The sequence below is a fragment of the Lysobacter sp. TAF61 genome (assembly GCF_052113485.1).
Taxonomy (GTDB): domain Bacteria; phylum Pseudomonadota; class Gammaproteobacteria; order Xanthomonadales; family Xanthomonadaceae; genus Lysobacter_J.
The window spans coordinates 23,581-38,301 of sequence record NZ_JBFRDH010000005.1; the positions used below are offsets into that span (position 1 = coordinate 23,581).

Consider the following 14,721-nt stretch of genomic DNA (forward strand, 5'->3'; position numbering starts at 1 on the left):
GGGGCGTTCACCCATGCGCGGCATGGGCATGGCCGCCGCGTTCGGCGTTCTTCGTAGCCCATAACAACGGATGCCGTGGCACGCGGTGACGGATGGGAACGGCATGAACAGGATCTGCGCGAGGCTCGGGGCGGCACTGGTCTTCCTCGCGCTCGCCTGCCTGCCACCACTGGCCAGTGCGCAATGCAGCCTGGTCGCACACACCGGCGTCGAGACCACGGTCCACACCGGCGTGCCCACGCTCTCCACCCGCTCCGGTTGGCGCATGGCCGACGACATCGCGTCGCTGCCACGCGGCGCCGAGGTCCGGGTTTGCCAGACGCGCAAGGTCGGACAGTTCGGCATCGGCACCCGCGACTGGCTTCGCATCCAGTTCGACGGCGGAATCAGCGGCTGGGTCTACCTGGGCGCGACCGACATGGGACCAGCGCGCGTCGCAACGCCGCCCACCGCCGTGCAGGCGTTCTCGCCGATACCCGACGCGTACGCCCGGGACCGATCCGTTGCTTATGACACCGACGACGGACTGCCCTGGCACGGGCGTGGCTGGATCCTGATGCTGTCGGTGGCGTTCGTCGTGCTCGGCATCGCCACGCGCCAGGCGTTCGATTCCAGGGGGCCGGTGCCGTTGCGCGACCGCCTTCGCGTCGCTGCCTGCAAGCGGGCGCTACTGGTCGGCCCGCTTGCGATCGTGACGGTGTTGCTGATTGGCGATTTCACCCTCAATGGCGAGACGGCGACGCTGGTATGCCTGCTGATCGCCTACCAGAGCGGGTTCTTCTGGCAGGTATTGCTGGGGCGGGGCTCGCCGCATCCCCTCTCCCGCATGCGGGAGAGGGGTTCGATCTTCAGGCCTTCGCGAAGGTCAGCTGTCCACCCGCGGCATCCACCTTCACGGTATCGCCGCTGACGAACTCGCCGGCAAGGATCTTCTGCGCCAGCGGATTTTCCAGTTGCTGCTGGATCGCGCGCTTGAGCGGCCGCGCGCCATAGACCGGATCGAAACCGACATTGCCGAGCAGGTTCAGCGCGCTGTCGGTGAGTTCCAGGCCCAGCCCGCGCTCGCCCATGCGCTTGTCCAGCCCGCCGATCTGGAAGCGCGCGATCTGGCGGATCTGCGCCTTGTCCAGCGGATGGAACACCACGATGTCGTCGAGGCGGTTGATGAACTCCGGGCGGAAATGCGCCTGCACCACGCCCATCACAGCCGCCTTCATCTGCGTGTAGGCCTCGGCCGAGCCGTCGCCGGCAAGCTCCTGGATCTGGTGCGAGCCCAGGTTGCTGGTCATCACGATCACGGTGTTGCGGAAATCGACCGTGCGGCCCTGGCCGTCGGTGAGGCGGCCGTCGTCGAGCACCTGCAGCAGGATGTTGAACACATCCGGGTGCGCCTTCTCGACTTCGTCGAGCAGGATCACGCTGTAGGGGCGGCGACGCACCGCCTCGGTGAGGTAACCACCCTCTTCATAGCCGACATAGCCCGGGGGCGCGCCGACCAGGCGGCTCACCGAATGCTTCTCCATGAACTCGCTCATGTCGATGCGCACCATTGCATCGCTTGAATCGAACAGGAACTCGGCCAGCGCCTTGCACAGCTCGGTCTTGCCCACGCCAGTCGGGCCCAGGAACAGGAACGAGCCGCTGGGACGATTGGGATCCGACAGCCCGGCGCGCGAGCGGCGCACCGCATCGGACACGACCTTGATGGCCTCGTCCTGGCCGACCACGCGCGTGTGCAGGTGCTCTTCCATGCGCAGCAGCTTCTCGCGCTCGCCTTCGAGCATCTTCGCCACCGGGATGCCGGTCCAGCGCGAGACCACCTGGGCGATTTCTTCAGCGGTGACCTTGTCCTGCAGCAGGGTGAAGCCCTTGGTCTCGGCTTCCTGCGCGGCCTTGAGCTGCTTCTCCAGCTCCGGCAGGCGGCCGTACTGGATCTCGCTCATCGCGGTGAAATCCTGGCGGCGCTGCGCGGCTTCCAGGTCGAGCTTGGCCTGCTCGATCTGCTCCTTGATGCGCGTGGCGCCCTGCAGCATGGCCTTCTCGGCCTTCCACACCTCTTCCAGGTCGTTGAACTCGCGTTCGAGCCTGGCGATTTCCTCTTCGAGGTCGGCCAGGCGCTTCTTCGACTCGGCGTCCTTCTCCTTCTTCAGCGCCTCGCGCTGGATCTTGAGCTGGATCAGGCGACGCTCCTTGCGGTCGAGTTCCTCGGGCTTGGAGTCGATCTCCATGCGGATCCGCGAGGCGGCCTCGTCCATCAGATCGATGGCCTTGTCGGGCAGCTGCCGGTCGCTGATGTAGCGATGCGACAGCGTCGCCGCGGCGACGATCGCCGGATCCGTGATCTCCACGCCGTGATGCACCGCGTAGCGTTCCTTGAGGCCGCGCAGGATGGCGATGGTGTCCTCCACCGTGGGCTCGCCGACGAACACCTTCTGGAAGCGGCGCTCCAGCGCGGCATCCTTTTCGATGAACTGGCGGTACTCGTTGAGCGTGGTCGCACCGATGCAGTGCAACTCGCCGCGCGCGAGCGCCGGCTTGAGCATGTTGCCCGCATCCATCGCGCCTTCGGCCTTTCCGGCGCCGACCATCGTGTGCAGCTCATCGATGAAGAGGATGATCTGGCCTTCGTTCTTGGACAGGTCGTTGAGCACGGCCTTGAGCCGCTCCTCGAACTCGCCGCGGAACTTGGCGCCGGCGATCAGCGCGCCCATGTCCAGGCTCAGCACGCGCTTGCCGCGCAGGCCTTCGGGCACCTCGCCGTTGATGATGCGCTGGGCCAGGCCCTCGACAATCGCGGTCTTGCCCACGCCGGGCTCGCCGATCAGCACCGGGTTGTTCTTGGTCCGGCGCTGCAGCACCTGCACGGTGCGACGAATCTCTTCATCGCGGCCTATGACCGGATCGAGCTTGCCGCTCTCGGCGCGTGCGGTCAGGTCGATGGTGTACTTCTCCAGCGCCTGGCGCTGGTCCTCGGCGTTCTCGGATTGCACGGTTTCGCCTCCACGCAGTTTTTCGATCGCCGCTTCAACCTTCTGCTTGCTGGCGCCGGCCGCCTTCAGGGCGCGACCGGTCTCGCCACTGTCGTCGAGTGCGGCGAGCAGGAACAACTCGCTGGCGATGAAGGCATCGCCGCGCTGCTGGGCCAGCTTGTCGGTGACATTGAGCAGCCGCGCCAGGTCATTGCCGACGCTTATGTTGCCGGCCTGGCCGCTGACCTTTGGCAGCTTCTCCAGCGCTTCGCCGAGGCGTTCGCGCAGCAGTGGAACATTGACGCCGGCCTGCGCCAGCAGCGGTCGCGTGCTGCCGCCGCTTTGTTCCAGCAGGGCGGTCAGCAGATGCACCGGTTCGATCACACTGTGGTCGCGGCCGACCGCCAGCGATTGCGCGTCCGCCAGCGCCTGCTGGAAACGCGATGTCAGTTTGTCCATTCGCATGGATGGGTTTCCCTCTCGATTCTGGGCGGCCGCATCGATCGGCGCGGCCGCAATGGCCATCAAATGCGGGCCGATCAGGCGCGATTCAAGCGCGCGGCAGGCGCGTCCACCTGATGCTTACATGCTCTTGTTCACAATGGCGTGTATGACTTCGCAGCGCCCCCACCTGCCGCTGCCGCCGGCAGTCGCGCCCGACTGGGCCTTGTTTCTCGATGTCGACGGCACCCTGCTCGATTTCGCCGATGCCCCCGGCGACGTCGCGGTCGAGGCAAGCCTGATCGACACACTGGCGATCCTGCACGGCCGCCTCGACGGCGCGCTGGCGCTGGTAAGCGGTCGCCGCCTGGCCCAGCTCGACGAGTTGTTCGCACCCCTGCACCTGCCTGCCGTCGGGCTGCACGGGCTGGAGCGCCGCGACGACGGCCACCTGCACCAGCACGCGCGCGCACCGGCGCTCGATGCGGTCCTGGCGGCGGCGCGGGCCCTGGCCGCCAAGTACCCCGGCGCACGCGTCGAGGACAAGGGCGTTGGCCTTGCGCTGCACTGGCGCGGCGCGCCGGCCGCCGAGGAGCCGCTGCACGAGTTCGCCACCTCGGCCCTGATCGACCTTCCCGGCTACCACCTGCAGCCCGGCAACCGCGTCATCGAGCTGCGTCCCGATGGCGCGCACAAGGGCGCTGCGGTGCTCGACCTGCTGGCGTTGCCGCCATTTCACGGACGCCGCCCGGTGTTCGTCGGCGACGACCTCACCGACGAGCACGGATTCACCGCGGTCGGCTGCCACGGCGGTTTTGGCGTGCTGGTTGGCGCGCGCCAGCCCAGCGCGGCGCGCTATGGACTGCACGACCCGTCGTCGGTGCGCGGTTGGCTCGAGGATTCGATCGCGTGCATCGCCTCGCGCGCATGACCGCGCCGGGCGCCCGCCGCCTCCCCTTCCCCGCCTTGGAGTACGGATGACTTCGCCCGCAAACCTGCAGTCCAGCCTCGACCTGGGCCTGATTGGCAACGGCAGCATCGCCGCTCTCATCGACGCGCGCGCCCGCATCGTCTGGGGCTGCGTGCCGGCATTCGACGGCGATCCGACCTTCTGCGCACTGCTGTCGCCGCGCCGGCACGAAGGCGGCGACTACGTCATCGAGCTGGAGGACTGCGTCTCCAGCGAACAGGAATACCTGCTCAATACCGCGGTGATCCGTACGATCCTGCGCGACAGCAAGGGCGGCGCGATCGAGATCATCGACTTCGCCCCGCGCTGGCACCAGAACGAGCGCTTCTATCGCCCCGTGATGCTGCTGCGGCGCGTGCGGCCGATGTCGGGCCTGCCGCGCGTGCGCATCCGCCTGCGCCCGCTCGCCGACTACGGCGCCAGCCAGCCCGAGACCACCTGGGGCAGCAATCACATCCGCTACCTCATTCCCGGCTTCACCCTGCGCCTGACCAGCGACGTGCCGGTGCGCCTGATCCGCGACTCGCTGCCGTTCGTGCTCGACCGCGACCTGCACCTGGTGCTGGGTCCCGACGAGACATTGACCCAGCCGGTGGCGACGTTCGTGCGCCAGTCCGAAGAGAAGACCATCGCCTACTGGCGCGACTGGGTGCGCTATCTGTCGATCCCGCTGGAGTGGCAGGACGCGGTGATCCGCAGCGCGATCACGCTGAAGTTGTGTCAGTACGAGGAAACCGGCGCGATCGTGGCGGCGATGACCACCTCGATCCCCGAGGCGGCCAACACCGTGCGCAACTGGGACTACCGCTATTGCTGGCTGCGCGACTCGGCCTTCGTGGTGCGCGCGCTCAATCGCCTGGGCGCCACGCGCAGCATGGAGGACTACCTGCGCTACGTCGCCAATGTCGCTGCCACCGACGGCGCGCTGCAACCGCTGTACGGCATCGGTTTCGAACGCGAGCTGGCCGAGTCGGAAGTCGAATCGCTGGCCGGCTATCGCGGCATGGGCCCCGTTCGCCGCGGCAACCTGGCGTGGCTGCAGGCGCAGCACGATGTCTACGGCAGCGTGGTGCTGGCGGCGACGCAGCTGTTCTTCGACCAGCGCCTGACGCGCATGGGCGATGCGGCCATCTTCGCGCGCATTGAACCGCTCGGCGAGCTGGCGTATTCGCTGCACGACCAGCCGGACGCCGGCCTGTGGGAATTCCGCGGCCGCGCCGAGGTCCACACCTACTCCAGCGTGATGTGCTGGGCCGCCTGCGACCGCCTGGCGAAGATCGCGGTGCACCTGAATCTGGCGCCGCAGGTGAAGTACTGGCGCCAGCGCGCCGACGAAATGCACGCGCGCATCACCGAGCACGCCTACAACAGCGAGCTGGGGCACTTCGTCGAAGCCCTCGACGGCAACCGCCTGGACGCGTCGCTCCTGCTGCTGGCCGACCTGGGTTTCGTCAAGGCCGACGATCCGCGCTTCGTGCGCACCGTGGAGGCGATCGGCAAGGGGCTGCGCCGCGGTGACGCGCTGTTCCGCTACGTCGCGCCTGACGACTTCGGTTCGCCCGAGACCAGCTTCACCATCTGCACGTTCTGGTACATCGACGCGCTTGCCTCCATTGGCCGCCACGAAGAAGCGCGGACACTGTTCGAACGCATCCTGGCGCGACGGAACCCGCTGGGACTGTTGTCGGAGGACCTGGAGTTCGGCGATGGCGAGGCCTGGGGCAATTTCCCGCAGACCTATTCGCACGTCGGCCTGATCAACGCTGCCATGCGATTGTCGCGGCCCTGGCAGGACGCGGCATGAGTGGGTGCGGGTCGACGCAGGTGCGGGCATGAGCCGCCTGGTCGTCGTTTCCAACCGCGTCGCCCTGCCCGGCGTGGACAGCGCTGGCGGACTTGCAGTGGCCTTGGAGGCGGCGCTGGAAGAGACCGGCGGCGTGTGGTTTGGCTGGAGCGGAAAGATCGATCCTGAAGCCTCCGGCAAGGTGCACGAAATCGAGCGCGGCAACATCCGCTACGTCACCGTCGACCTGTCCAGACGCGACCACGACGACTACTACAACGGCTTCGCCAACCGGACGCTGTGGCCACTGCTGCACTTCCGTGTCGACCTGGTCGACTACAGCCGGGCCACGTATGCCGCGTACCGCCGCGTCAACGCCATGTTCGCCGAGAAGCTGGCGCCGCTGCTGCGCGACGACGACCTGGTCTGGGTGCACGACTACCACCTGATCCCGATGGCCAAGCTCCTTCGCGAACTGGGCGTGCGCTGCAAGCTGGGCTTCTTCCTGCACGTGCCGATGCCCTCGTCGGACCTGCTGGCGGCGTTGCCGCAACACCAGCGCCTGTTCGAGGGCCTGTCCTCCTACGACCTGATCGGCTTCCAGACCGGGCGCGACCTGGAACGCTTCCAGGACTACGTGCGCCTGTTCGGGCGCGGCCGGGTGATCGAGAACGGCGTGCTCGAAACCGAACGTGGCCGCCGCCTGCGCGCGGGTGCCTTCCCGATCAGCATCGACACCGCCAACATCGCCAGCCAGGCTGCGGTGGCGATCGGCAAGCCGGCGGTGCGGCGCTTGTCGGCGAGTCTGTCCGGACGGGCACTGGCGATAGGAGTGGACCGCCTCGACTACTCCAAGGGCCTGCCCGAGCGCTTTCGCGCCTTCGGCTGCTTCCTCAAGCACCACCCCGAGCAGCGCGGCAAGTTGACCTACCTGCAGATCGCCCCGGTCTCGCGCGGCGAGGTCGTCGAGTACCAGCAACTGCGCAGCGAACTGGAACAACTGGCGGGCCACATCAACGGCGCCCACGCCGAACCGGACTGGACCCCGGTGCGCTACGTCAACCGCAATTACCCGCACCACTCCCTGACCGGCTTCTACCGCCTGGCCCGCGTCGGTCTTGTCACGCCGTTGCGCGACGGCATGAACCTGGTGGCCAAGGAATTCGTGGCGGCGCAGAACCCCGAAGATCCGGGCGTGCTGGTGCTGTCGACCTTCGCCGGTGCGGCGCGAGAGCTCGATACCGCCTTGCTGGTCAATCCTTACGACCTCGATGGCGTCGCCGACGCCGTGGCCGCGGCGATGACGATGCCGCTTGGCGAACGCCGCGAGCGCTGGCAATCGATGATGACCCTGCTCAAGGCCCATGACATCACGGCGTGGCGGCGCAGTTACCTCAATGCCTTGCGTGAGGGCTGAGTCCTGGTGAGCGGATGGTGCAGGACCTCCTGCACCATCCTGACGGCAGCTACAGCACCGCCGTCAGATTGCGTCGAACAACTGCTCGTCGCGCTCGGTCTTGCATGCGTCCCCGACGACGCCACCGGCGACGGGGGCCTGGACATCCAGACAAACGCCGTAGGCGTTGGCGGCCGGACCCAAACGGATCTGCCCGTTCTTCAGCGTCCATTTCTGGGTATGGGCGTCATTGCAGTCTCGAAGCTCCAACTGGACCGGATAGCGGCCCGGCTGCGCTTCCACGCAAAAACCGCCGATGCGCAGTGTCGAGCTTTCCAAGGTGAAGTCCTGGTCGCGTTCAGTGCTGCATGGGAGCACCTGCAGCTTGCGCCCTACTCCGGACAGGCACCCGCCCGTAGCGCGGCTGGCGAGCGTCAGCGCGCGCGGCGGCGCATCGTTGACGTCTGCAATGGCCTTGATCAGATCGGGACCTGGAAAGTCGGCGAATACGAAACCGACGTAACCAGGGCGTTCCCTGCGGATGTAGTCGCGGGTCAGCGTGTTCGTGCCTTCGTAGGCGATGGTGCATCGACGCGGCAGGCAGTTCACGCGCGGAAAGTCCGCAAAGGTGGATTGGTCTCCTTTGCGGGCAATGCGCCCGGTCGAGAGGCGGTTGGCATTGGTCTTCGCCGATACGTGGCCGCTGGCGACGAAGTACGGCAAGGCGCCACCGGAGCCGGTGAGGTAGTTCATGATCGCCGGCCCCTGCTCCGGGTTGGCCTTCGCCAGGGCCAGCTGTTCCTTCACACGCTCCCACTTGGTGTAGAGCTCCCAGTTGGTACCGACGTTGAACTCGTCCTGGATGTCGAAAGTGTCGTAGCCCAGGCCGAAGTTGTGCGACGTCTTGAAATCAACCAGGAAAACCAGCTTGCCGCGCAGGTCGTCCAGGCGGGTCTGCATGCCGTTTTCGGGCACCGCGATGATCGACTTGTACCTGTCGAAATACGTCTGGAAGGTGGCTTCGAAGCTTCGGTTGTTCCTGGCGGGCTTGTACTCCTCCTTGACCCGCACGAACACCGTCTCGGTGGGGTAGGTCCGCAGGAAGGTCTGGATCTCGTTGAGCGCGTCGCCGAAGAACTTCTCCTGGAACACCAGCCCGTGATGCAGCGCGAAGACGTTCTCGATATGCCGCAGGCGCAGGTCGAGCAGGCGGATGCCGCCGTTGAGCTGCTGCGTCAGCGTGAGTGTCTGGTCCTGGACGATGTGTCCGCCGTGCAGCGCGGCCGAGCCGTGGGTTCCAGGCAGGCTGAGGCTGCGGATGGTGCGTTCGCCATCGATCTCCGCCATCCAGGTGGTCATCGATGGCAGGTTCGTGGTTTCGTGGCGGTAAGCGCCGTCCGGGTGCGCGGACGCCTGGGTGGCCAAGGCGACAAGCAGTGGTGCGAGGAGGGTCGGGAGCAGGCGGTGCGGGAGCGCGCAAGGGGTCCTTCTGGTCATGCTCATGTTCATCCCTGAAACGTGTGTGGACCTTCAGTCTAGGTAGCCGACTGCAGGCAACACTCAGGGATTGGGGCTATGCGGACCTCGGAACATTCCTCACTGCGGACACGTTCAATCCCGCGCCGTGGGCTGCAGGATTTCCACCCAGTAGCCATCGGGGTCCTTGATGAAGGCGATGTCCTTCATCCGTCCGTCGCTGAGGCGCTTCTGGAAGGGCACGCCCAGCTGTTCGAAGCGCGCGCATGCGGTCTCGACGTCGGGCACCGACACGCAGATGTGGCCGAACCCGCGCGGCTCGCTGTTGCCGTCGTGGTAGGCGAAGCCGGCGTCATCCTGCGTGCCATGGTTGTGGGTCAGCTCGAGCACGCCGCGCTGGCTCAGCAGCCATTCGCCGCGTGCCGGCTCCGCGGCCGGGATCTGCGCCGGATCGTCCACCAGCACCAGGAAGTACAGGCTGAACTTCGCTTCGGCGAAGTCGCGCCGCCGCACCAGCGTGAAGCCGAGCACGCGCGTGTAGAAATCCAGCGACCGGGTGACGTCCTTCACCCGCAGCATCGTGTGGTTGAACACGAACTTCCGCGTGGACGCGTCACGCTGGGCGCTGACGCCGGGAATGGCATTGAGCTCGTCTTGCAGGGACATCGCAACACCCGTTAGAAAATGAGGATGTGGATTCTAGTCGGGCGACGATGACCGCGACATCAATGCGCCGCGTCCGGCGAATCGACGGGGACCGCGTCGCGCTGCAGCGACAGCAACGCCAGCAGCGCGGCGAGCGCGACGTACGCGCCCGCGAACTGCCACGACAACACGCGCTGCAGTCCTTCCAGCGACCACGGCCAGTAGATGCCGCCCTGCGGATGCACCGAATGGATCAGCCCGAACAGTGTCAGCGCCGCGCCTGCCAGAAGGAACGCGCTTGCGCGCAGCAGGCGCCCGTCAACCATCGCCGCCACTGCGGACGTCCAGATCATCGCGGTGATGATGAAACCGTTGCCGAGGGTGATGATCACCGCCATTTCCGGCAGACCGTGGCCGTCGCTGGTGGACATCAGCCGGGCGAAGTTCTCCGGCGCGATCCAGCCCGGGTTGCCTACCTTGATCGCCAGCATGTATGCCACCGAAGGCAGGAAGCCCAGCACCATCGCCGTGGCATGGCGCCGCGGCGTGGCCTGGAACGCCTGCGTGGTGATGTCCAGGGCGACATAGACGATGATCGGCGCCAGCACCGCCAGCGGCAGCCACTGCACCAGCCCCGACACCAGGCCGAGCATGCCGCCAAGGCCGATGAACAAGCCGGTCAGCAACGTGTAACCGCTGCGCGCGCCCATGTGCTTGTAGGCCGGCTGGCCGATGTAGGGAGTGGTCTGCGCGACGCCGCCGCAGAAACCGGCGACCAGCGTCGAGAACGCTTCGGCCAGCAGGATGTCGCGGGTGCGGTAGTCGTCACCGGCAGCGCGCGCGCTCTCGCTGACGTTGATGCCGCCGACCACCATCAACAGGCCGAACGGCAGCAACAGCGGCAGGTACGGCACCGTTGCCGGCAGGCCTTCCAGGAAGCCCAGCGTCGGCCACGGCAGCACCAGGCGCAGTGGCGCCGGTTCGGGCCAGTGGAACCCCGGCGCCAGCCCGGCCGCGCCAAGTGCGTAGTAAAGAACAGTGCCGAAGACGAAGGCGACGAACACGCCCGGCAGCCGCACCGGCAGGCGCCCCTTCGCGATCAGCACATACAGCAACAAGCCGAGCGTGACGAAGCCGACCACCGGCGAGCGCAGCGCCTCGACCAATGGCAGGAAGCCCATCAGCACCAGCGCGATGCCGGCGATCGAACCAAGCAGGCCGGCGCGCGGAATCAGCCGCGTGACTGCATCACCGGCAAAGGACAGCACGAACTTGAGCACGCCCATCACCACCAGCGAGGCCATGCCGAGTTGCCAGGTGGCGATCGCCGCGGCGTGCTCGTCCATGCCCTGCTGCTTGAAGGCGACGAAGGCCGGGCCGAGCACCAGCAACGCCATGCCGATGCTGGTGGGCGCGTCCAAGCCGAGCGGCATCGCGGTGACGTCGTCGCGACCGGTCCTGGCGGCCAGACGGCGCGCCATCACGGTGTAGATCAGATTGCCAACCAGCACGCCGAATGCGGTGCCCGGGAACATCCGCGCGAACACGACCTCGGCCGGAAAGCCGAAGATGCCGATCAGCGCCGCGGCGATGAACCCCAGGATCGACAGGTTGTCGACGACCAGGCCGAAGAAACCGTTGAGGTCGCCGGCAACGAACCAGCGGCGGGAAGGTGCATGGGAGTTGGCCAAGGCATCGGCTCCGGAAGGATCGGGGCATCGTAGCCGAGCGGCCGCCCGTGCAGGCATGACCGTTCGTTCTGGTGTCCGGAAAAATCGATCACCGCGACCACGTCAATCGACGTCCAGCCATCCCCGGTAGTGCACCACCAGCCCGATCCCCGGCAGCTTCGCGGCAACATCGAAGCGGTAGCGATGGTCGCGCTCGTACTCGCGCGCGGTGACCCCGGCGAACCAGCGCAGCGGCAGCGGCAGGCCCAGCGCGCTGACCCGGGCGACATGCCAGACCACCGCGGGTCCGGCGCCCGGCAGCTGTTCCACATCGAGGCGGAACGCAAAAACGAGCAGGCCCAGGCGTTCGCGCAGCAGCGACCGGCTTGCCCACAAGCGCGAGCGCATCACCTTGCCGGCAAACACCCGCGCCCAGCGTTCGCCGGTGGCATCGGCGTCGATCTCGACCTTGATGCTGCCGCGGCCCGGCGCCGGCAGTTGCGCCGCCCAGGCGCACAGCCGGGACAAGATGCCGCTGCCGCGATCGACTTCGACCTTGCCGTGGTAGCGGCGGCAACCACTACGGTCGTGCAGCGCGCGCAGGGTCGGCGGCAGTTGCTCGAACCGCGCGGCAAGAAGTTGTCGGTACAACGACTGCGGCGCGGTGATGGTCATTTGCCCGGTTCGATCCAGATCAGGGAGGCCATGCGGCCGCCGCGCTGGTCGCGGCGGTGCGAGAAGAAGCGGTCCGGCTCGGCGATCGTACACAGGCCGCCGCCGTGGATCCGGCCGGCATCGATGCCGACCGCTTCCAGCCGGCGCCGGGCCAGCGCGTACAGGTCCACGCGCCAATGGTGCGGACGGGTGCTGACGAAAGCGCTGCCGGCGCTCCAGTCGCGCGAGACGAACGCGTCGTACACCTCTTCGCCGATTTCGTAGTGCTGCGGCCCGGCGGCAGGGCCGAGCCACGCATGCAGGCGCTGTGGCGGCGTGCGCATGGCGGCGACGGTGTTCTCGAGAACGCCGCCGACAAGTCCACGCCACCCGGCATGCGCGGCGCCGACCTCGCTGCAATCCTCTGCGCAGAAAAGCACGGGCATGCAGTCGGCGGTGAGGATGGCCAGGACCGTGCCGGCGGTGGAGGTCACTGATGCGTCTGCTTCGGCCTCATCTTCTTCGGTACGGCCGAAGCGGGCCACATCGACGCCATGCACCTGGCGCAACCAGCACGGTTCCGAAGGCAGCCGCGCAGCCTCCCGCAACAGCGCCCGATTGCGCAGCACCGCCGTGGGCTCATCGCCGGCCCGCAGGCCCAGGTTGAGATCATCGAATGGCGGCTGCGACACGCCCAGGCCGTGCCTCAGCGTGGTGAAGGCCCGCACCGATGCCGGCAGCGGCCAATGCGCCTCCAGCCAGGGGGCCGGCACCCTCAGCGCTCCCGCGCGGCCGCGGCTGCGGTGTCGTCGTGAAGCGCCTTGACCAGCTCGCGCAGATCATCGGGGACGGGGGCGGTGCAGCGCACCTTCTCGCCGGTCACCGGGTGCACGAACTCCAGCGTCTCGGCGTGCAGCGCCTGGCGCTTGAAAGCGCGCAGCGTCGCGATCAGCTCCTCGGTCGCGCCCTTGGGCAGCTTCAGCGGACCGCCGTACAGCGGATCGCCGACGATGGGGTGCTTGAGGTGCGCCATGTGCACGCGGATCTGATGGGTGCGGCCGGTTTCAAGGCGGCATTCCAGCAGCGTGTGCGCGCGGAAGCGTTCGCGCAGGCGGAAATGGGTGACCGCGTCGCGGCCGTCCTCGCGCACGGCCATGCGGATGCGGTCGCGCGGGTGTCGGTCGATCGGCGCATCGGCCGTGCCGCCCGATACCAGCGAACCCAGCACCACGGCCACGTACTGGCGGTGGACTTCGCGCGAGGACAACTGCTCGATCAGCGCGGTATGCGCCGGCAGGGTCCGCGCCACCACCATGACCCCGGAGGTGTCCTTGTCGAGGCGATGGACGATACCGGCCCTGGGCAGGGTGTTGAGGGAGGGGTCCCGGTGCAGCAAGGCATTGACCAGGGTGCCGGCCGGATTGCCGGCGCCCGGGTGGACCACCAGCCCGGCCGGCTTGTTGATCACGATGACGTGCTCGTCCTCGAAAAGGACGTCCAGGGCGATGTCCTCGGGCTCGGAATGGGTCTGGACCTCGAGCGCGGCATGGAGGGTGACCGCCTCGCCGCCACGGACCGGATCGCGCGGGCGGACCTCGCGGCCGTCCAGGCGGGCGTCGCCGGACTTGATCCAGGAAGCCAGCCGGGACCGGGAAAAATCGGGGAAAAGCTCGGCCAGGACCGCGTCGAAGCGGCGCCCGGCGGCGCTGTCCGGGACGGTGGCATGGAGGGGCGTGGCGGAATTGTTCATCGGAGGGGAAGGATTCAGGGCTGCCGCGCAGGGGCTGCTATTATCCGACCTTCGTACCTTCGGCGCCCGTGTACCTGCCATGACCCTACGCTCTGCCCCTTCGCGCCTGCTGGCGCTGCTGCTGATCGTCGCTTTTGCTGGAGTGGGCTGTAGCAAGTTCAAGAACAAGGACGCCGATGAAGGCGTGCCGGTCGAGCAGCTCTACGAGAAAGCCCACAAGTCGATGACCAACGGCAACTGGTCGGCAGCCGAGACCACGTTCAAGCGCCTGGTCGCCCAGTATCCGTACGGCCCCTACACCGAGCAGGCCCTGGTGGAGACCGCGTACGCCCAGTACAAGTCGGGCAAGCACGATGACGCGATCAGCAGCATCGACCGCTTCATCCGCACGTATCCGACGCACAAGAACATCGCGTACATGTACTACCTGCGCGGCCTGTCCAACTCCAGCCGCGACACGGTGTTCCTGCAGCAGGTCTGGACGCTCGACGCCAGCCGCCGCGACCTGGCCACGCCGCTGCAGGCATTCAACGACTTCTCCATCGTCGCTGACCGCTATCCCAACAGCCGCTACGCCGAGGATGCGCGCACCCGCATGCGCGGCCTGCGCGACATGTTCGCCCGCCACGAGCTCGACACGGCCCTGTACTACCTGCGCCGCACCGCCTACGTGGGTGCGATCGAGCGCGCCAAGTACCTGCTCGAGACCTACCCGCAGAGCCAGTACCAGAACGACGCCGTCGCCACCCTGGCCGCTGCCTACGAAGGTCTTGGCAACCAGGCGCTCGCCGCCGACGCCAAGCGCGTGCTGCAGCAGAACGATCCGAACCACCCGTACCTGGCGGGCAAGTGGCCGGACTACCCGAGCAACTTCCGCAAGCTCAACCCGTTCGCGGGCGAGAAGTCGGCGCTGGACAACGACTGACCGGGACGTCGGGATGCAAACGAAAACGCCGCCTCCGGGCGG

At 67.3% G+C, this 14,721-nt stretch carries 12 protein-coding genes; 5 read left to right on the top strand and 7 right to left on the bottom strand.

Translation table 11 applies throughout. The features are described from left to right. The first annotated feature begins 103 nt into the window (after positions 1-103). Entirely contained in the window at positions 104-910 is an 807-nt protein-coding gene (locus AB4Y64_RS12105; protein WP_441816715.1) for a hypothetical protein, read from the top strand. On the opposite strand, the gene clpB is transcribed toward AB4Y64_RS12105, so the two are convergent. Then, entirely contained in the window at positions 849-3,434 is a 2,586-nt protein-coding gene (gene clpB / locus AB4Y64_RS12110) for an ATP-dependent chaperone ClpB (protein ID WP_441816716.1), read from the bottom strand. The genes AB4Y64_RS12105 and clpB overlap by 62 nt on opposite strands. Positions 3,435-3,579: 145 nt before the next feature. Here clpB and otsB point away from each other — a divergent pair, with 145 nt between their 5' ends. From otsB to otsA, 3 genes are read left to right on the top strand one after another with little or no spacing between them, the layout of a single operon-like run. Next, positions 3,580-4,341 (top strand): trehalose-phosphatase, encoded by a 762-nt coding sequence (otsB, locus tag AB4Y64_RS12115; protein WP_441816717.1) that lies wholly within the window; start codon positions 3,580-3,582, stop codon positions 4,339-4,341. Between the two features lie 46 nt (positions 4,342-4,387). Continuing rightward, entirely contained in the window at positions 4,388-6,184 is a 1,797-nt protein-coding gene (locus tag AB4Y64_RS12120) for a glycoside hydrolase family 15 protein (protein WP_441816718.1), read from the top strand. A 28-nt stretch (positions 6,185-6,212) separates the two neighbouring features. Then, positions 6,213-7,580, top strand: coding sequence for an alpha,alpha-trehalose-phosphate synthase (UDP-forming) (otsA, locus tag AB4Y64_RS12125; RefSeq protein ID WP_441816719.1), 1,368 nt, complete (start codon positions 6,213-6,215; stop codon positions 7,578-7,580). 63 nt (positions 7,581-7,643) lie between these two features. Here the strand turns inward: otsA and AB4Y64_RS12130 are convergent, their stop codons facing one another. The 6 genes from AB4Y64_RS12130 to rluD form a co-directional block, all read right to left on the bottom strand. Then, positions 7,644-8,918: a phosphatidylinositol-specific phospholipase C domain-containing protein gene (locus AB4Y64_RS12130; protein ID WP_441816720.1), complete on the bottom strand. Its 1,275-nt coding sequence runs from the start codon at positions 8,916-8,918 to the stop codon at positions 7,644-7,646. Between the two features lie 252 nt (positions 8,919-9,170). Next, a complete protein-coding gene (gene gloA, locus AB4Y64_RS12135; RefSeq protein ID WP_441816721.1) occupies positions 9,171-9,701 on the bottom strand; it encodes a lactoylglutathione lyase in 531 nt (176 codons plus the stop codon). A 59-nt stretch (positions 9,702-9,760) separates the two neighbouring features. Further along, positions 9,761-11,371 carry a hypothetical protein gene (locus AB4Y64_RS12140; RefSeq protein WP_441816722.1) on the bottom strand — a complete coding sequence of 537 codons (1,611 nt, stop codon included), beginning with the start codon at positions 11,369-11,371 and terminating at the stop codon, positions 9,761-9,763. Between the two features lie 102 nt (positions 11,372-11,473). Next, positions 11,474-12,025 carry a DUF4166 domain-containing protein gene (locus tag AB4Y64_RS12145; RefSeq protein WP_441816723.1) on the bottom strand — a complete coding sequence of 184 codons (552 nt, stop codon included), beginning with the start codon at positions 12,023-12,025 and terminating at the stop codon, positions 11,474-11,476. Next, on the bottom strand, positions 12,022-12,777 hold the full coding sequence (gene pgeF / locus AB4Y64_RS12150; RefSeq protein ID WP_441816724.1) for a peptidoglycan editing factor PgeF: 756 nt from the start codon (positions 12,775-12,777) through the stop codon (positions 12,022-12,024). The genes AB4Y64_RS12145 and pgeF overlap by 4 nt, the downstream gene beginning before the upstream one ends. Before the next feature lie 2 nt (positions 12,778-12,779). Beyond that, positions 12,780-13,754 (bottom strand): 23S rRNA pseudouridine(1911/1915/1917) synthase RluD, encoded by a 975-nt coding sequence (gene rluD, locus AB4Y64_RS12155; protein ID WP_441816725.1) that lies wholly within the window; start codon positions 13,752-13,754, stop codon positions 12,780-12,782. Positions 13,755-13,833: 79 nt separating this feature from the next. Between rluD and AB4Y64_RS12160 the strand changes: the two genes are divergently transcribed. After that, positions 13,834-14,679, top strand: a complete 846-nt coding sequence (locus AB4Y64_RS12160; RefSeq protein WP_441816726.1) for an outer membrane protein assembly factor BamD — start codon at positions 13,834-13,836, stop codon at positions 14,677-14,679. Positions 14,680-14,721 lie beyond the last annotated feature (42 nt).